Origin of the sequence: Enterobacter sp. 725m/11 (assembly GCF_011683705.1) — a bacterium.
Classification (GTDB): Bacteria; Pseudomonadota; Gammaproteobacteria; order Enterobacterales; family Enterobacteriaceae; genus Enterobacter; species Enterobacter bugandensis.
Genome location: NZ_JAAQOK010000013.1, coordinates 46,026 through 63,706 on the forward strand (window position 1 = coordinate 46,026; position 17,681 = coordinate 63,706).

18 protein-coding genes and 1 riboswitch are annotated in these 17,681 nt (G+C 58.9%); of the genes, 9 read left to right on the forward strand and 9 right to left on the reverse strand.

Translation table 11 applies throughout. The features are described from left to right. Positions 1-25: 25 nt before the first annotated feature. The gene (gene uvrB / locus HBA26_RS07705) at positions 26-2,041 is read left to right on the forward strand and encodes an excinuclease ABC subunit UvrB (RefSeq protein WP_028012419.1); all 2,016 of its coding nucleotides are present in this window, start codon (positions 26-28) and stop codon (positions 2,039-2,041) included. Positions 2,042-2,115: 74 nt separating this feature from the next. Here the strand turns inward: uvrB and yvcK are convergent, their stop codons facing one another. Beyond that, positions 2,116-3,024 (reverse strand): uridine diphosphate-N-acetylglucosamine-binding protein YvcK, encoded by a 909-nt coding sequence (gene yvcK, locus HBA26_RS07710; RefSeq protein ID WP_028012420.1) that lies wholly within the window; start codon positions 3,022-3,024, stop codon positions 2,116-2,118. Positions 3,025-3,249: 225 nt separating this feature from the next. Beyond that, a riboswitch (molybdenum cofactor riboswitch) is annotated at positions 3,250-3,383 on the forward strand. Between yvcK and moaA the strand changes: the two genes are divergently transcribed. The 6 genes from moaA (at position 3,371) to HBA26_RS07740 (ending at position 6,850) form a co-directional block, all read left to right on the forward strand. Further along, a complete protein-coding gene (gene moaA, locus HBA26_RS07715; RefSeq protein WP_100170577.1) occupies positions 3,371-4,360 on the forward strand; it encodes a GTP 3',8-cyclase MoaA in 990 nt (329 codons plus the stop codon). (Overlaps the previous riboswitch by 13 nt.) 24 nt (positions 4,361-4,384) lie before the next feature. Beyond that, complete coding sequence (gene moaB / locus HBA26_RS07720) at positions 4,385-4,897, forward strand: molybdenum cofactor biosynthesis protein B (protein WP_126346123.1); 513 nt, start codon at positions 4,385-4,387, stop codon at positions 4,895-4,897. A gap of 3 nt (positions 4,898-4,900) precedes the next feature. Next, positions 4,901-5,386: a cyclic pyranopterin monophosphate synthase MoaC gene (gene moaC, locus HBA26_RS07725; RefSeq protein ID WP_008501142.1), complete on the forward strand. Its 486-nt coding sequence runs from the start codon at positions 4,901-4,903 to the stop codon at positions 5,384-5,386. Beyond that, a complete protein-coding gene (gene moaD / locus HBA26_RS07730; protein ID WP_045259953.1) occupies positions 5,379-5,624 on the forward strand; it encodes a molybdopterin synthase sulfur carrier subunit in 246 nt (81 codons plus the stop codon). Before moaC ends, moaD begins: the two co-directional genes overlap by 8 nt. Before the next feature lies 1 nt (position 5,625). Continuing rightward, entirely contained in the window at positions 5,626-6,078 is a 453-nt protein-coding gene (moaE, locus tag HBA26_RS07735; protein WP_028012424.1) for a molybdopterin synthase catalytic subunit MoaE, read from the forward strand. A 64-nt stretch (positions 6,079-6,142) separates the two neighbouring features. Further along, positions 6,143-6,850 (forward strand): Bax inhibitor-1/YccA family protein, encoded by a 708-nt coding sequence (locus HBA26_RS07740; protein WP_010428846.1) that lies wholly within the window; start codon positions 6,143-6,145, stop codon positions 6,848-6,850. Between the two features lie 105 nt (positions 6,851-6,955). Here HBA26_RS07740 and HBA26_RS07745 read toward each other — a convergent pair whose 3' ends face one another. The 3 genes from HBA26_RS07745 to HBA26_RS07755 are packed head-to-tail and all read right to left on the reverse strand — an operon-like array spanning position 6,956 to position 9,914. Then, positions 6,956-7,918 (reverse strand): YbhN family protein, encoded by a 963-nt coding sequence (locus tag HBA26_RS07745; RefSeq protein ID WP_028012425.1) that lies wholly within the window; start codon positions 7,916-7,918, stop codon positions 6,956-6,958. After that, complete coding sequence (clsB, locus tag HBA26_RS07750; protein ID WP_166720865.1) at positions 7,918-9,156, reverse strand: cardiolipin synthase ClsB; 1,239 nt, start codon at positions 9,154-9,156, stop codon at positions 7,918-7,920. The genes HBA26_RS07745 and clsB overlap by 1 nt, the downstream gene beginning before the upstream one ends. Beyond that, positions 9,153-9,914 (reverse strand): endonuclease/exonuclease/phosphatase family protein, encoded by a 762-nt coding sequence (locus HBA26_RS07755; protein WP_063437837.1) that lies wholly within the window; start codon positions 9,912-9,914, stop codon positions 9,153-9,155. Before HBA26_RS07755 ends, clsB begins: the two co-directional genes overlap by 4 nt. Before the next feature lie 133 nt (positions 9,915-10,047). On the opposite strand from HBA26_RS07755, the gene HBA26_RS07760 reads away from it, so the two are divergent. Further along, positions 10,048-10,458 carry a YbhQ family protein gene (locus HBA26_RS07760; protein ID WP_028012428.1) on the forward strand — a complete coding sequence of 137 codons (411 nt, stop codon included), beginning with the start codon at positions 10,048-10,050 and terminating at the stop codon, positions 10,456-10,458. Here the strand turns inward: HBA26_RS07760 and HBA26_RS07765 are convergent. Genes HBA26_RS07765 through cecR form a run of 5 tightly spaced genes read right to left on the reverse strand, consistent with a single transcriptional unit; the run spans position 10,420 to position 16,060 of the window. After that, positions 10,420-11,526, reverse strand: coding sequence for an ABC transporter permease (locus HBA26_RS07765; protein ID WP_041910726.1), 1,107 nt, complete (start codon positions 11,524-11,526; stop codon positions 10,420-10,422). The two genes, HBA26_RS07760 and HBA26_RS07765, sit on opposite strands and share 39 nt — an antisense overlap. A 9-nt stretch (positions 11,527-11,535) precedes the next feature. Beyond that, positions 11,536-12,669 (reverse strand): ABC transporter permease, encoded by a 1,134-nt coding sequence (locus tag HBA26_RS07770; RefSeq protein WP_028012430.1) that lies wholly within the window; start codon positions 12,667-12,669, stop codon positions 11,536-11,538. Beyond that, positions 12,659-14,398 (reverse strand): ATP-binding cassette domain-containing protein, encoded by a 1,740-nt coding sequence (locus HBA26_RS07775; protein ID WP_126346124.1) that lies wholly within the window; start codon positions 14,396-14,398, stop codon positions 12,659-12,661. The genes HBA26_RS07770 and HBA26_RS07775 overlap by 11 nt, the downstream gene beginning before the upstream one ends. Continuing rightward, on the reverse strand, positions 14,391-15,386 hold the full coding sequence (gene hlyD / locus HBA26_RS07780; RefSeq protein WP_049136972.1) for a secretion protein HlyD: 996 nt from the start codon (positions 15,384-15,386) through the stop codon (positions 14,391-14,393). Before hlyD ends, HBA26_RS07775 begins: the two co-directional genes overlap by 8 nt. Next, entirely contained in the window at positions 15,386-16,060 is a 675-nt protein-coding gene (gene cecR / locus HBA26_RS07785; protein WP_028012433.1) for a transcriptional regulator CecR, read from the reverse strand. The genes hlyD and cecR overlap by 1 nt, the downstream gene beginning before the upstream one ends. Before the next feature lie 205 nt (positions 16,061-16,265). Between cecR and rhlE the strand changes: the two genes are divergently transcribed. Next, positions 16,266-17,648, forward strand: coding sequence for an ATP-dependent RNA helicase RhlE (gene rhlE / locus HBA26_RS07790; protein WP_028012434.1), 1,383 nt, complete (start codon positions 16,266-16,268; stop codon positions 17,646-17,648). Positions 17,649-17,681 lie beyond the last annotated feature (33 nt).

Sequence of the window (17,681 nt, forward strand, 5' to 3'; positions counted from 1 at the left end):
TTATAACGTCATCAGGTCGTCGCCCATGAGTAAACCGTTCAAACTGAATTCTGCTTTCCGCCCCTCTGGCGATCAGCCTGAGGCGATCCGTCGTCTTAAAGAGGGGCTGGAAGACGGGCTGGCGCACCAGACGCTGCTGGGAGTAACCGGCTCGGGCAAAACGTTTACTGTCGCCAACGTGATCGCTGACCTGCAGCGCCCCACGATGGTGCTTGCACCCAATAAAACCCTCGCGGCACAGCTTTACGGCGAGATGAAAGAGTTCTTCCCGGAAAACGCGGTGGAGTATTTTGTCTCGTACTACGATTACTACCAGCCGGAAGCCTATGTGCCGAGCTCTGATACCTTCATCGAGAAAGATGCTTCGGTGAACGAACACATCGAACAGATGCGACTGTCGGCGACCAAGGCGCTGCTTGAGCGTCGCGATGTGGTTGTGGTCGCGTCTGTTTCGGCGATTTACGGCCTGGGCGATCCGGATCTCTATCTGAAGATGATGCTGCACCTGACGCAGGGGATGATCATCGATCAGCGCGCAATTTTGCGCCGTCTGGCCGAACTGCAGTACACCCGTAATGACCAGGCCTTCCAGCGCGGGACGTTCCGCGTACGTGGTGAGGTGATCGACATCTTCCCGGCGGAATCGGACGATATGGCGCTGCGCGTCGAGCTGTTTGACGAAGAGGTCGAGCGTTTGTCACTGTTCGACCCGCTGACCGGCCACGTTGAGTCGGTGATACAGCGTTTTACCATCTACCCTAAAACGCACTACGTGACACCACGCGAGCGTATCGTGCAGGCGATGGAAGAGATCAAAGAGGAGCTTGCAGAGCGCCGTAAGGTGCTTCTGGCTAACAATAAGCTGCTGGAAGAGCAGCGCCTGAGCCAGCGCACCCAGTTTGATCTGGAGATGATGAACGAGCTGGGCTACTGCTCGGGTATCGAAAACTACTCGCGCTTCCTCTCCGGGCGCGGGCCGGGCGAGCCACCGCCGACGCTGTTTGACTACCTTCCGGCCGACGGTCTGCTGGTGATCGACGAATCCCACGTCACGATCCCGCAGATCGGCGGGATGTACCGCGGCGACCGCGCGCGTAAAGAGACGCTGGTGGAGTACGGCTTCCGCCTGCCGTCAGCGCTGGATAACCGTCCGATGAAGTTTGAAGAGTTTGAGGCGCTGGCGCCGCAGACCATCTACGTGTCGGCTACGCCGGGCAACTACGAGCTGGAAAAATCGGGCGATGAGGTGATCGACCAGGTGGTCCGTCCGACCGGGCTGCTGGACCCGATTATCGAAGTGCGCCCGGTGGCGACCCAGGTGGACGATCTGCTCTCTGAGATCCGCGCCCGTTCCGCCATCAACGAGCGCGTGCTGGTGACGACGCTCACCAAGCGCATGGCGGAAGACCTGACCGAGTATCTTGAAGAACACGGTGAGAAGGTGCGCTATCTGCACTCGGATATCGACACCGTGGAGCGCATGGAGATTATCCGCGATCTGCGTCTGGGAGAATTTGATGTGCTGGTGGGGATCAACCTGTTGCGAGAAGGTCTGGATATGCCGGAAGTTTCGCTGGTGGCGATTCTGGACGCCGATAAAGAGGGCTTCCTGCGCTCTGAACGCTCCCTGATCCAGACCATTGGCCGCGCCGCGCGTAACGTCAACGGGAAAGCGATTCTGTACGGCGACAAAATCACCCCGTCGATGGCGAAAGCGATTGGCGAAACGGAACGCCGACGCGAGAAGCAGCAGCGCTACAACGAAGAGCACGGCATTACACCGCAGGGGCTGAACAAGAAGGTGGTGGATATTCTGGCGCTGGGTCAGAACATTGCTAAGACCAAAGCGAAAGGCCGCGGCAAGGCACGTTCAGTGGTGGAAGAAGATACCGTCGTACTGACGCCGAAGGCGCTGCAGCAGAAAATCCACGAGCTGGAAGGGCAGATGATGCAGCACGCCCAGAACCTGGAGTTCGAAGAGGCGGCACAGATCCGCGACCAGCTGCATCAGCTGCGGGATCTGTTTATCGCGGCATCATAGGTAAAGCGGCGTGTATTCCCCCTCTCCCCGTGGGAGAGGGCTGGGGTGAGGGCATCAGGCCGCACAAAGCGAACCTAACCCAACGCCTGAATCGCTTTCTCCAGCGCCTCGCGCAGCAGGTGGCGGTCGTGACGATATTTAATATCGCTGGCTTCCAGCGGCTCCTGCACCACCACGCGATCGCCAATCCCTGTCACATCCACTTTTGGCCCAACCACGACACCGTCGATAATTTTCTTACCGACGTACTGCTCCATCAGGTCCAGCTTGTCCGCCAGCGACAGGCTCGCCGCTGCCGGGCTCAGCTCACGGCCCAGGTTACCGATATAGACCATCGGGGCAGGGGTGCGACGCAGCGCCTGCGCCAGCTCTTTTACCAGCAGAATGGGCATCAGGCTGGTATAAAAACTGCCTGGACCGATCAGGATAAGATCCGCTTCACCAATGGCCTCCACCGCTTCTCGCGTGGCGGGCACGCTCGGATAGGTCATCAACTCCGTTGGCGGCAGGAGGAGCTGGTCAATATTCACCTCGCCGTAAACTTCATGCCCTTCGGCATCGATTGCCATCAAGTCAACCGGTTGTTCAGACATGGGGATCAGGAATGCATCCACCTTGAGCAGATTACGGATTAAGTTGATGGCTTCCAGAGGCCGTACGCTCAGGTGATCCAGCGCCTTTAACATCAGATTTCCGAGGTTATGCCCGGAAAGTTCGCCATTGCCGCCAAAACGGTACTCAAACATCGCCGACGCGACGCTCGGCTCGGTAATTAACTGGTTCAGGCAGTTGCGCATATCTCCCCAGGCAATGCCGCCTTCAGCCCGCCTGATCCGCCCGGTTGAGCCGCCGTTGTCGGTGGTTGTCACTATCCCTGTCAGCCGTGAGCCCAGTGACGACAAAGAGGACATGACGCGGCCCAGGCCGTGGCCTCCGCCAAGAGCGACCACTCGGTCAAGATCCGCAAAAGTGCGATTGCGCATACGTATTCCTTATCACGTTCGATCGCGTAACAGTAACCTAACTACCCCCAAAAGACGATGCCTCACCCAATGCAAAATGACGTATATCAATGCGAAAATGCGGTTTTTAGGTATTCTGTAGCGAAAATGCAGGACTGAATCGCTATATACATAATTATATAGCGAAAAGCGACAATGGCGGAGTGTCGATTTCCACGCTACTATCGCCATAACCACGTTTTCAAAACTGAAAACATACACTCTAGCCCTGGCGCCTGTGTCGAATGATATGGCGCCCTGGCCGTGGCGGATTTGCCACCAGGGTACAGAAAGAAATGACTGTGCCTCCCGATCTGGAAAGGTGTACATGGCTTCACAACTTACTGATGCTTTCGCGCGTAAGTTTTACTACTTGCGTCTGTCGATTACCGATGTGTGCAACTTCCGTTGCACCTACTGTCTGCCCGATGGCTACAAGCCGGGCAGCGTCACCAATAATGGCTTTCTCTCCGTGGATGAAGTGCGCCGCGTCACGCGTGCATTCTCTGAGCTCGGTACTGAAAAAGTCCGTCTGACCGGTGGCGAACCCTCCCTGCGCCGCGATTTCCCCGACATCATTGCCGCGGTACGCGAAAACGAACGCATCCGCCAGATCGCGGTGACCACCAACGGTTATCGCATGGCGCGTGACGTGGCCAACTGGCGCGACGCTGGCCTAACCGCGATCAACGTCAGCGTGGACAGCCTTGATGCCCGGCAGTTTCACGCCATTACCGGTCAGGACAAGTTCCGCCAGGTGATGGACGGCATCGATGCGGCGTTTACCGCCGGGTTCGAAAAGGTCAAAGTCAACACGGTGCTGATGCGCGACGTAAACCACCATCAGCTGGACACCTTCCTGGCGTGGATTAAATCCCGTCCCATTCAACTGCGTTTTATCGAGCTGATGGAAACGGGCGAGGGCAGCGAACTGTTCCGCCGTCACCATATTTCCGGCATGGTGTTGCGCGACGAGCTGCTGAAACGCGGCTGGATCCACCAGATCCGCCAGCGCAGCGACGGCCCGGCACAGGTCTTTTGTCACCCGGATTACGAAGGCGAAATTGGGCTTATCATGCCCTATGAGAAAGACTTCTGCGCCAGCTGCAACCGCCTGCGCGTATCGTCGGTGGGCAAGCTGCACCTCTGCCTGTTCGGGGATGGCGGCGTAGAACTGCGCGATCTGCTGGAAGACGATGCGCAGCAGGCCGCGCTTGAAGCGCGCATTTCTGAAGCGCTGACGCACAAAAAGCAGACCCACTTCCTGCATCAGGGCAATACCGGCATTACTCAGAACCTGTCCTACATCGGCGGGTAATCAGTCTTTAGAAGGAACCAGAAGATGAGTCAGGTCAGCGCAGAATTTATCCCGACACGCATTGCTATTCTTACCGTTTCCGACCGCCGTGGAGAAGATGATGATACCTCCGGCCACTGGCTGCGTGAGGCGGCCCATGACGCGGGGCATACCATCGTCGATAAAGCGATTGTGAAAGAGAACCGCTACGCCATTCGCGCGCAGGTCTCTCAGTGGATCGCCAGTGCTGAGGTGCAGGTGGTGCTGATCACCGGCGGCACCGGCTTTACCGCAGGCGATCAGGCCCCCGAGGCGCTGATCCCGCTGTTTGACCGCGAGGTGGAAGGCTTCGGCGAAGTGTTCCGCATGCTCTCCTTTGAAGAGATTGGTACCTCCACGCTGCAGTCGCGCGCGGTGGCCGGCGTGGCAAACAACACGCTGATTTTCGCCATGCCGGGCTCGACCAAAGCCTGCCGCACCGCATGGGAAAATATTATTGCCCCGCAGCTGGATGCCCGTACCCGTCCGTGTAATTTTCATCCCCATTTGAAGAAGTAAACTATGTCACAACTGACCCACATTAACGCCGCTGGCGAAGCGCATATGGTGGATGTCTCCGCCAAGGCCGAAACGGTGCGCGAGGCGCGTGCTGAGGCATTCGTCACCATGCTGCCGGAGACGCTGGCGATGATTATCGACGGCAGTCACCATAAGGGCGACGTCTTTGCCACCGCCCGCATCGCCGGTATTCAGGCTGCAAAACGGACCTGGGACCTCATCCCGCTCTGCCATCCGCTGATGCTGAGCAAGGTGGAAGTGAACCTGCAGGCGCAGCCGGAGCACAACCGCGTGCGTATTGAGTCCCTCTGCCGCTTAACCGGCAAAACCGGCGTGGAGATGGAAGCCCTGACGGCGGCCTCCGTCGCCGCGCTGACCATCTACGACATGTGCAAAGCGGTGCAGAAAGATATGGTGATTGGCCCGGTTCGTCTGCTGGCAAAAAGCGGCGGCAAATCCGGTGATTTTAAGGTGGACAGCCATGATTAAGGTGCTCTTTTTCGCCCAGGTGCGTGAGCTGGTCAATACCGACAGCCTGACGCTGGACGCCTCTTTTGAAAACGTCGCCGCCCTGCGCGCGCACCTGGCGGCACAAAGCGACCGCTGGGCGCTGGCGCTCGACGAAGGCAAGCTGCTGGCGGCCGTTAACCAGACGCTGGTGGAGTTCACCCACCCGCTGACTGAAGGGGATGAAGTGGCCTTCTTCCCGCCGGTCACAGGGGGCTAAGATGGCTGAAACCCGAATTCTGGTCGGTCCCGAGCGCTTTAACGTCGGTACAGAATATGACTGGCTGGCGGAGCGCGATGAAGACGGCGCGGTCGTTACGTTCACCGGTAAAGTGCGTAACCACAATCTCGGCGACAGCGTAAAAGCGCTGACGCTGGAGCACTATCCGGGCATGACGGAGAAATCGCTGGCGGCAATTGTGGATGAAGCGCGAGGCCGCTGGCCGCTCGGGCGGGTCACGGTGATCCACCGCATCGGCGAGATGTGGCCCGGCGAAGAGATTGTTTTTGTCGGCGTGACCAGCGCGCACCGCGGTAGCGCCTTTGCGGCAGGGGAGTTCATTATGGATTACCTCAAAACCAAAGCGCCGTTCTGGAAGCGCGAAGCCACGCCGGAAGGTGACCGCTGGGTGGAATCTCGCGACAGCGATAAACAGGCCGCCAGTCGTTGGTAGTCGGTTTACGTGGATGTGTTACTCTTAACGTGTGTGTCTTCTTAACCTTAATCAGGAGTGAATCATGGACCGATTTCCGCGTTCCGATTCAATAGTACAGCAGACCCGTAGCGGGCTGCAGACGTATATGGCGCAGGTGTACGGCTGGATGACGGTCGGCCTGCTGCTTACCGCGTTCATCGCGTGGTATGCGGCGAACACACCTGAGCTGATGATGTTTATCTTCTCCAGCAAAATCACCTTCTTTGGGCTGATTATCGCACAGCTGGCGCTGGTGTTTGTGCTTTCCGGTCTGGTGCAGAAACTCAGTGCCGGAATGGCGACCACGCTGTTTATGCTCTATTCGGCGCTGACCGGTTTGACGCTCTCCAGCATTTTCATCGTCTACACCTACTCCTCCATCGCCAGCACCTTCGTGGTGACCGGCGGGATGTTTGGCGTGATGAGCCTGTACGGTTACACCACCAAACGTGACCTGAGCGGCTTAGGTAATATGCTGTTTATGGGGCTGATCGGGATTGTGCTGGCATCGCTGGTGAACCTGTGGCTCAAGAGCGACGCGCTGATGTGGGCCGTGACCTATATCGGGGTGGTGGTCTTCGTTGGCTTGACGGCCTACGACACTCAGAAGCTGAAAAACATCGGCGAGCAGATTGACGTGCGCGACAGTTCAAACCTGCGCAAATACTCGATTCTGGGTGCGCTGACGCTCTATCTGGACTTCATCAACCTGTTCCTGATGCTGCTGCGGATTTTCGGCAACCGTCGCTGAGGTTGCTTTGCCGGGTGGCGGTGCGGTCTGGTGCCCTCACCCTGACCCTCTCCCACGGGAGAGGGAACAAACACTAAAAACGGCAACAAGGTTGCCGTTTTGCTTTTATTTCGCCATTGCCTTCTCATTTTTCGCCCGTAACTTTTTCGCCCGGCTCTCCAGCACCAGATAACAGACCGTTGCCAGCGCCAGCGGCAGGAAGTAATAGAGCATGCGGTAGGCGAGCAGGGCGGCAATAATCGTCCCCTGTGAAACATGTTCTCCGGCCAGCAGCGCGATAAACACCGCCTCCAGCACCCCAATTCCCGCCGGAATATGCACGATAACCCCGGCGATACTGCTCACCAGCAGCACGCCCAGCACGAAGAAGTAGTTCACGTCCTCGCCAATCAACAGCCAGATGATCGCCCCCATCGCCATCCAGTTGGCGCTGGATACCGCCATCTGCAGCACCGCGAACTTCCACGACGGCAGTACCAGTTTCTGCCCTTTAATGGTCATATGGCGGCGTTTGGCAAAGGCGCAGGCCCACAGATACACTGCGATGATCAGCAGCAGCACGATGCCGAGAATGCGCAGCGTGGCCTCGTCGATATACCAGTGCGCGGGCAGCTGCACCACGCCGATGGTGAAAATCACCCCACCCAGCAGAATGTACCCCAGCCAGTTGGTTGTGATACTCAGCGAGAAAATGCGGGTGATGGTGCCACCCGGTAATCCGAGACGCGAGTACAGGCGATAGCGCATGCCGATGCCGCCCACCCAGGTGCTCAGCGTCAGGTTGAAGGCGTAGCAGATAAACGACACCAGCATCACCTGACGTTTAGCCAGCTTGTGGCCGCAGTAGGCGCGACCGAGCAGGTCGTAGCAGCCGTACATCAGGTAGCTGACTATAACCAGCCCTACGGCACCCAGCAGCACCAGCCGGTTATAGTTGCGGATAACCTTCCACACCTCTTCCCAGTCCACTTTCTGCGCGTAGACCACCAGCAGTACCGCGACCGCGATAAAAAATACCCAGGTGAGGATTTTTTTCGCCAGCCGCCAGCGAGGATGAGATTTTGACATCAGGGTTTGCCTCCATCTTCCGCTTCAACGCGGTCCTGGGTTTCCATTTCAGGTTGTACCGGCGGATCAACCTGCGCCAGCTTTGGCGTATGCGCCGGCAGCCAGCCGACCATCGCCGGGAAGTGGCGCAGGAAGTGGAACACCACCACGCCGATGCCAACGTTCCACCAGCTCCGTTTCGGCACCATGGACTCATCCACCCGCACACAGTCCTTATGGATAAGTCCCTGAAGGTTATCCCGCAGGGTCTGGTTAAACTGACGGTCGTGGATGATCAGGTTCGCTTCCAGGTTAAGCGACAGGCTCAGCGGATCGAGGTTACTGGAGCCGACGGTTGCCCAGTGGTCATCCATGACGGCCACTTTGCCGTGCAGCGGGCGGCGGCGGTATTCATATATCTGCACGCCGCTTTTCACCAGGTAGCGGTAGAGCAGGCGCGCGCCCACCTTAACAATCGGCATATCCGGCTCGCCCTGCACAATCAGTTTAACGCTCACGCCGCGTCGGGCCGCGTTGCGCATGGCGTGCAGAATACGGTAGCCGGGGAAGAAATAGGCGTTGGCGATAATCACTTCGCGCTTCGCATTGGCCAGCATCTTCAGGTAATGACGTTCAATATCGTCCCGATGCTCCTCGTTGTCCCGCCAGACAAACAGCGCCTGCGCTTCGCCGGGCTTGCGGTTCTCTTCCGGGCGATGACGGCGTCGCCACCAGCGGCGAGCGGCCTCTTTACCGGGCAAGTTTTCCAGCACGAACAGCTGGATGTCCTGAACAACCGGTCCCTCAATGCGGATCGCGTAGTCCTGCTTGGCCTCCGGGCCGTAATCCGACATATGCTCGGCGGAGTAGTTAATGCCGCCCACGAACGCCACCGTTTCGTCCACTACGACGGTTTTGCGGTGCATGCGGCGGAACAGGTTGGTGCGCATGCCGAACAGACGCGGACCGGGATCGTAGTAGCGGAACACCACGCCGGCGGCGGTGAGCTCGTTAACAAATTCATCGCTAAGATCCGGCGAGCCATATCCATCGAGCAGGGCCTCGATTTTTATCCCGCGCCGGGCGGCATGCAGCAGTACGCTGTGCAGCTGCCTGCCAACGTCGTCTTCAAACCAGATAAACGTTTCAAGGTAGACTTTCTGCTGTGCGTGGCTAATCGCCTCAAAGACCGCCGGATAAAAGTTATCGCCGTTTTCCAGCAGCGTAATACGGTTACCTTCCTGCCATGTGCATTTCATAAGTGGATCTCCGCGCTCAGCGGGGCATGGTCGGAAAGATGTCGCCAGTTCAGTAACGCCAGCGCCGTCGGGCTGCTGGCATGCGCATTTTTCACGTAGATGCGGTCCAGGCGCAGCAGGGGGAAGCGCACCGGAAACGTCCGTGCGGGACGACCATGTGCCCGGGTGAAAATTTCCTCCAGTCCCGCTTTGACCTTCAGCGGATGGTTGGCGCGCTGCCGCCAGTCGTTAAAATCCCCGGCGACCACCACGGGTTCGCCGTCCGGCAGCGCATTGGTCCAGTCCGCCAGCATCTGCAGCTGCGCCTGGCGGTGGGCTTCACGCAGTCCGAGGTGAACGCAGCCCACGTGAACCGGAACGTCAAGTTCCGGCGGCGTGATGCGGCAGTAAAGCAGCCCGCGCTTTTCGCTCTCCCCGACGGAAACGTCCCGGTTCTCATAATGTTCTATAGGAAAACGCGACAGCACCGCATTACCGTGATGGCCTTCCGGATAGACCGCGTTGCGGCCGTAAGCGTAATCGCTCCACATGGTGTCGGCCAGGAATTCATAGTGCGGCGTATCGGGCCAGTTTTCAAAATGCATGGGGTGTACCTCGTGCGCGCCCATCACCTCCTGCAGGCAGACAATGTCCGCGCTGACGGTGCGTACCGCGTCGCGCAGCTCCGGTAAAATGAAGCGGCGGTTAAATGCTGTGAAGCCCTTATGAATGTTTATCGTCAGCACCTTAAGCGAGAAATGCTGCGTTTTTTTGCTCATAAACACCTTCCTGGGTGACTATCCCGATGAAAATAAAGTGTAGTCGGCGTCACAAAAAGATGCGGCGTTACGGAATTTTCCGTAAAGTGCGGTAGTCTGATTAAGCAGAGAAAAATCCTTCAGGAGAGAAGCCATGAAGTGGCAACAACGTGTTCGTGTCGCAACGGGTTTGAGTTGCTGGCAGATAATGTTGCATTTACTGGTCGTGGCCGTACTGGTGATGGGCTTGATGAGCGGCACGTTGGTGCGTGTTGGCTTAGGGCTATGCGTCCTCTATGGCGTCACCGTGCTGTCGATGCTGTTCTTACAGCGCCACCATGACGCGCGCTGGCGCGAGGTGGGTGATGTGCTCGAAGAGCTCACCACCACCTGGTACTTTGGTGCCGCGATGATCGTGCTGTGGCTGCTGTCACGCGTGCTGCAAAACAACCTGCTGCTGGCCCTCGCGGGTCTGGCAATCCTTGCAGGGCCAGCGGTAGTGTCGCTGCTCACTAAAGAGAAAAAGCTACGCAATGTTGCGTCTAAACATCGCATAGGCCACTGACCCCGTCGTGGCCGCTATGACCAGTAGCGGCCACAAACTTCCCCAGACAATGTCCAGACTCGCATCCTTCAGATAGATCTGCTTGGTGATATCCGTAAAGTGTCGAATTGGGTTTATCCACGTTAAATCCTGCAGCCACACCGGCATGTTCTCGACGGGCGACACGTACCCGGAGAGCAGAATCGCCGGCATCATAAAGACGAATACCCCGATAAACGCCTGCTGCTGCGTGGAGCAGAGCGCTGAAATCAGCAGCCCAAACCCCACCAGCGACAGCCCGTAAATCACCATCGTGAAGTAAAACAGCGCCAGCGATCCGGCGAACGGGATCTCGTAGGCCCAAATTCCCACTCCCAGCACGATGGTGGCCTGGAAGGTGGCGACGATCAGCGCCGGCACCGCTTTGCCGACGAAAATCTGCCAAGTGGCGAGCGGGGAAACCAGCAGCTGATCCAGCGTGCCCTGTTCGCGCTCGCGGGCCACGGACAGAGAGGTCACGATCATCACCCCGATGGTGGTGATCATGGCGATCAGCGACGGCACCACAAACCACTTGTAGTCCAGATTCGGGTTGTACCAGTTGCGCACCACCAGCTCGCTGTTATTGGGCTTCGGTTTGCCCTCCATCAGCTCCTGCTGATACTCCTTCACTATCTGCTGCAGGTAGTTGGCCGCTATCTGGGCGCTGTTGGAGTTGCGCCCGTCGAGGATCAGCTGCATCGGCGCGGTCTGGAAGGTGTCCAGATTGCGGGAGAAATCCGCCGGGAAACGCACCAGCAGCAGCGCTTTTTGCGTGTCGATAGTGGGCTGGATCTCCTGCGGGCTTTTCAGCAGCAGGATGTGGGTAAAGGCTTTCGCCCGGGCAAAACGCTGCGTCAGCTCGACGGCGTGTTTGCCGTTGTCTTCATTATAAATGGCAATGGTGGCGTTAGTTACCTCAAGGGTGGCGGCAAACGGGAACAATAAAACCTGAAGCAGCACCGGCAGCACCAGAATGGCGCGGGTTTGCGGCTCGCGCAGCAGGGACTGCAGCTCTTTGCGGATCAATGTCCATAAGCGGTGAAACATGTGCGCTCCTTAATCCAGTCGCCGTTTGGTTTTCAGCCACGTCAACCCGATAAACATCACCGCCGACGCCAGCAAAAACAGGGTATTGATAATCAGCACCACCGGGATATTCCCCGCCAGGAACAGGCTTTGCAGCGTGCTCACGAAGTAGCGCGCCGGAATGATGTAGGTCACGGCGCGGATCACCGCCGGCATGCTGTCTATCTGGAAGATAAAACCGGAGAGCATAATCGATGGCAGGAAGGCGGCGTTGAGCGCCACCTGCGCGGCGTTAAACTGGTTGCGGGTGATGGTGGAGATGAGCAGCCCCATCCCCAGCGTGCTGAGCAAAAACAGGCTGGTGATAAAGAACAGTACCACCAGCGAGCCGCGATACGGCACGCCAAGAATAAAGACCGCGACCAGCATGCAGAGCAGCATCGCCAGCATGCCGAGGAAGTAGTAGGGGATGAGCTTGCACAGCAGCAGCTCAACCCGCGTCACCTCGGTGGAGAGCAGCGCCTCCATAGTGCCGCGCTCCCACTCGCGGGCGATGACCAGCGAGGTGAGGATCGCGCCAATCACCGTCATAATGATGGTCACCGCCCCCGGAATAATAAAGTGCTGGCTGATGGCGGCGGGGTTAAACCAGTAGCGCGTCTGCACATCGATGAGCGGTTCAAACGTCTCGCCCCGGTCTTCGGCGCGCTGCATCTGCCAGAGCTGCCAGATCCCCTCCGCATAGCCCTGCACGAAGTTGGCGGTGTTCGGCTCGCTGCCGTCGGTAATCACCTGAATCGGCGCATCGGCGCCCGGGCGCGCCATGTTGGCGGCGAAATCCACCGGGATGACGATCAGGCCGCGAATTTTCCCGGCCTGCATTTTCTGAATCAGTTCCTGCCGGTTGTCGCTGACGGTGGCGTCAATGTAGGGTGAGCCGGTCATGGCATGGGTGAAGTCCAGCGCCTCTTCGCTCTGCTGCTCCAGCAAAATACCGACCCGCAGCTTGCTGGAGTCGAGGTTAATGCCGTAGCCAAAGATAAACAGCAGCAGCAGGGGGATCACCACCGCAATCAGCCAGCTGCTGGGATCGCGCACGATCTGCCGCGTCTCTTTGATGCACAGGGCGCGCACCCGGCGCCAGGAAAGGGCGTTACTGCGCATGAGCATTCTCCTTATCCCAGTCGTGGATGAGGGTGATAAACGCCTGCTCCATGGTCGGGTCTGGCTGTGCGTCGTCGGCGGCCTGCGCTTTCAGGTCGTCCGGCGTGCCGTGGGCAATCAGCTTGCCGCGGTAGACCAGCCCGATGCGGTCGCAATACTCTGCCTCGTCCATAAAGTGGGTGGTGACCATCACGGTCACGCCTTTTTCCACCATGCTGTTAATGTGCAGCCAGAACTCGCGGCGGGTGAGGGGATCGACGCCTGACGTGGGTTCATCAAGAAACAGGATATCCGGCTCGTGCATCAGCGAGCAGGCCAGCGCCAGCCGCTGCTTAAAGCCGAGCGGCAGCTCGTCGGTGGCGTGGGACGCAATATTCGTTAACCCGAAGGCGTCGCTCATGCGGCGGATTTTTTCATTCTGCGCCCGCCCGCGCAGGCCGTACACCCCAGAGAAAAAGCGCAGATTCTGCTCGACCGTCAGGTTGCCGTACAGCGAGAACTTCTGCGCCATATAGCCGAGATGCTGGCGCGCCTTGCCGGAGCTGACTTTAAGATCCATGTCCAGCACCAGCGCCTTGCCGGACGTCGGCACCAGCAGGCCGCACATCATTTTAAAGGTGGTGGATTTTCCCGCCCCGTTCGGCCCGAGCAGGCCAAATATCTCGCCGCGCTTCACCGCAAAGTTGACGTTGTCGGTGGCGGCGAAGTCCCCGAATTTTTTGGTGAGCGATTTTGCTTCGATCACCGTTTCGCCCGGCGTGCCTTCCACCGTGTGCAGGATCGCGCCAAGGGGCGATTCCGATGTGCCTGCACCGCCCAGCAGATCGATAAACGCATCTTCAAAGCGCGGGGCGGTCTCGTCCATTTCAATCTCAGGCATGCCCGGCGCACGGCGAATATCGTCGACGGTGGCCTCTTTTTTGAGGATCACGCGCACCGAGCGGCCCTGAATCATCCCGTCGCTCACCTGCGGCAGCTTCAGCACCCGCTGCAGCAGCCTGCGGTTGGACTCCTGCGGGCTGTGCAGCAGAAAACTGCGCCCGGCCATGGTGTGCGTCAGCTCGGTCGGTTCGCCCTGATAGAGCAGTTCGCCCTCGTTCATCAGCAGCACGTCACGGCACTGCTCCGCTTCGTCGAGGTAGGAGGTGCTCCAGAGGATCAGCATCCCGTCGCCCGCCAGCTCGTGCACCATCTGCCACAGCTCGCGGCGGGAGATCGGGTCTACACCGACGCCGGGTTCATCGAGCAACAGCACCTTCGGCTCGCCCACCAGCGTGCAGGCCAGCCCCAGTTTCTGCTTCATCCCGCCGGAAAGCTTGCCCGCCAGCCGGTCGGTGAACGGGCCGAGGGAGGTAAATTCGAGCAGTCGGGCGAAGGTTTTCTGCCGGGTTTCACCGGTGACGCTGCGCAGGTCGGCGTACAGATTGAGGTTCTCCATCACCGTCAGATCTTCGTACAGGCCAAACTTCTGCGGCATATAGCCGAGCATGGCGTGGAGCGCGCTGTCGTCTTTTATCGGGTCAAGGCCAAGCACGCTGGCCGAGCCTTCATCCGGCTTCAGCAGCCCCGCCAGCATCCGCATCAGCGTGGTTTTGCCCGCGCCGTCCGGGCCCACCAGTCCGGTCACGTAGCCTTTCTGAATGGTGCAGTTCAGCGGCGCGACCGCCGGTTTATCCATTCCGGGGAAGCGTTTGACCAGATTATTGAGCTGGATAACCGCATCATTCATGTCGTTCCCCGTCGTTTAAGGTTACGGTAACAGGCATGCCCTGACGCAGCGCGTCGTCCGCGTCGGTGACGATGATGCGCAGACGGTACACGAGGTCGGTACGCAGATCCGGCGTTTCAACGGTTTTCGGCGTGAATTCGGCGGTAGGGGAGACAAAGCCCACTTTGCCGTGATACGGCTTGTCCGGGCGACCGTCGGTATAGAGCAGCAGCTCGCGGCCCGGCTGCATCTGGCCGAGATTCGGCTCATCAATGTAGGCCCGCACCCATACCGGACGGGTTAAGGACAGCGTCAAGACGGTGCTGCCCGCGCTGAGCATGCTGCCCGGCTCTACCGCGCGGGTCATCAGCGTGCCGTCAGACGGGGCGGTTAAGATAGTGTCGTGCAGATCCAGCTCCGCCTGAGCCAGCTGCGCCTGCGCCTGCTCGAGGCTGGCTTTCGCCTGGGCGATGTCCTGCTCGCGGTTACCGGAGCGGTACTGGCTTAATTTATCCTGCGCGGATTTCAGCGTCGCCTGCGCCTGGTCGCGGGATGACCGCGCGTTTTCCAGATCGTTGGCGGAAATGGTGCGGCTTTTCCACAGCCCCTGCTGGCGGTTATAGAAGTTCTGCGCGTAGTCGTAGGCGGCTTTGGCCTGCTTAACGGCGGCAGCGGCCTGGGCAATCTCCTCATCGCGATAGCCTGCCAGCATCAGGTCATACTGCGCCTGGGCGACGGAGACGCCGGCTTTTGCCTGCATCAGCGCGTTCTCAAAGGGAGCTTTATCCAGCACGCCCAGCGTCTGCCCGGCTTTGATGGCGTCGCCTTCGTCAACGCTCAGCGAGGCGAGACGTCCGCCGACGCGGAAGCTCATATTCACCGTGCGAATATCCACGTTACCGTACAGCGTCAGGCCCCGATCCTGCTGGCTCTGATACCACAGCCAGCCACCGATTCCCGCGGCAAGCAAAACAACAACCACCAGAACGATGGCGACAGGTTTTTTCATCACTTCAGGCTCCTTTGCGTTAAGCCTTGCAGGATCAGATCGAGATGACAGGTGATGACCTGGCTAATCTGCGCGGCTTTATCCTCATCGAATTGTGCCCAGCCCGTGCGTAACAGGATGGTTTCACGCCCCAGACGGAAGGCGAGAATTTCGCCCAGCAGGGCGTGGGTATGCAAAATGGTGTCGGTATCGCTGGCGTCCCGCCCGGTATAGGCGGCAATCAGCCGGGTCAGATGGGTGTGCATCGGGGCAATCACCTGATCGTGTACCAGCTGATAAGCTGCAGTGGGGGAGAGCTGCTCGCGGGAGATAAATTTGCTCAGGTTGAGCGTATCGTCGTGCGTCAGCAGGCGGATCATATTGTGGCAGGCATTGAGAATAAGTTGCCTGATAGCGGTACGATCCGGCGTCGGCTGGCTCAGCAGCGCGGTGGCCTCCTCAACGTGCGGGCGAAAATTGTTGCCAATAAAATCGGCAATCCACTGGGCGCAGGCGAGGTATAAATCCTCTTTTGAGCCAAAATAGTAGGTAATGGCCGCAATGTTTTGCCCGGCCTGGGCGGCGATATCCCGCGTGGTGGCATGCAGGCCATACTCGCCAAACTGCGCCAGCGCGGCGGCGATAAGCTGGCTTTTGGCCTGTTCACCTTTGGTTGTCGTCGGTGTCGTATTCATGTCGGCATTAAAAATTAATCAATCGATTGATTAAAATTATACCTGAATCTCTAAATCGTCGAGGGATATGACAGGGATATTTTATGCGCCACGTCACAAAAGCTGCTACACTCCGCACCTTCGCGACATTGTGGTTTTTGTCCTTCTATTCGTGATATCTCCCTGAAAACTACACCTGTGATGGTCGGGGCGGTTCGGAGTTTTTATGTCTTTTGATTCCCTTGGCCTGAACCCGGAAATTCTGCGCGCGATCGCAGAGCAGGGCTACGTTGAGCCAACCCCTATCCAGCAGCAGGCTATTCCGGCCGTGCTTCAGGGCCGTGACCTGATGGCCAGCGCCCAGACCGGCACCGGTAAAACCGCGGGCTTTACCCTGCCGCTGTTAGAGCTTCTGGTAAAAAACCAGCCGCACGCCAAAGGCCGTCGTCCGGTGCGCGCGCTGATCCTCACCCCAACCCGCGAGCTGGCAGCCCAGATTGGCGAGAACGTGCGTGAGTACAGCCGCTATCTCAACATTCGCTCGCTGGTGGTTTTCGGTGGCGTGAGCATTAACCCGCAGATGATGAAGCTGCGCGGCGGCGTGGACGTGCTGGTGGCAACGCCGGGCCGTCTGCTGGATCTGGAACACCAGAACGCGGTGAAGCTCGACAGCATTGAAATTCTGGTGCTGGACGAAGCCGACCGCATGCTCGATATGGGCTTCATTCATGATATTCGTCGCGTGCTGGCGAAGCTGCCGCCGCGTCGCCAGAACCTGCTCTTTTCCGCGACCTTCTCTGATGAGATCAAGGCGCTGGCGGAAAAGCTGCTGCATAACCCGCTGGAAGTGGAAGTGGCGCGCCGCAACACCGCTTCCGAGCAGGTGACGCAGCACGTTCACTTTGTGGATAAAAAGCGCAAGCGGGAGCTGCTCTCCCAGATGATCGGTCAGGGCAACTGGCAGCAGGTGCTGGTCTTTACCCGCACCAAGCACGGTGCCAACCACCTGGCGGAACAGCTGAATAAAGACGGCATCCGCAGCGCGGCGATCCACGGTAACAAGAGCCAGGGCGCGCGTACCCGCGCGCTGGCGGACTTCAAGTCCGGCGACATCCGCGTGCTGGTGGCGACCGACATCGCTGCCCGTGGCCTCGATATTGAAGAGCTGCCGCACGTGGTGAACTACGAGCTGCCAAACGTCCCGGAAGACTACGTTCACCGTATCGGTCGTACCGGCCGTGCGGCAGCAACAGGTGAGGCGCTCTCTCTGGTCTGCGTGGACGAGCACAAGCTGCTGCGCGACATCGAACGCCTGCTGAAGAAAGAGATCCCGCGCATCGAAACCCCGGGCTATGAAGTGGACCCGTCCATCAAAGCCGAGCCGATTCAGAACGGTCGTCAGGGTGGTGGTCGCGGTCAGGGCGGCGGTGGTCGCGGCCAGCAGCCGCGTCGTGCTGAAGGTGGCGCGCCGAAGTCATCCGGCAAACCGCCGCGTCGTAATAACGACGGCAAGCCGGCCGGTGAAAGCCCGTGGCGCAGCGGTGAAGGGAAACCGGCAGGCGAGGGGCAGCGCCGACGCCGCCCGCGCAAGCCTGCTAACCCGCAGTAATCTGGAAGCCCGGTCGTAAAGCCGGGCTTTTCT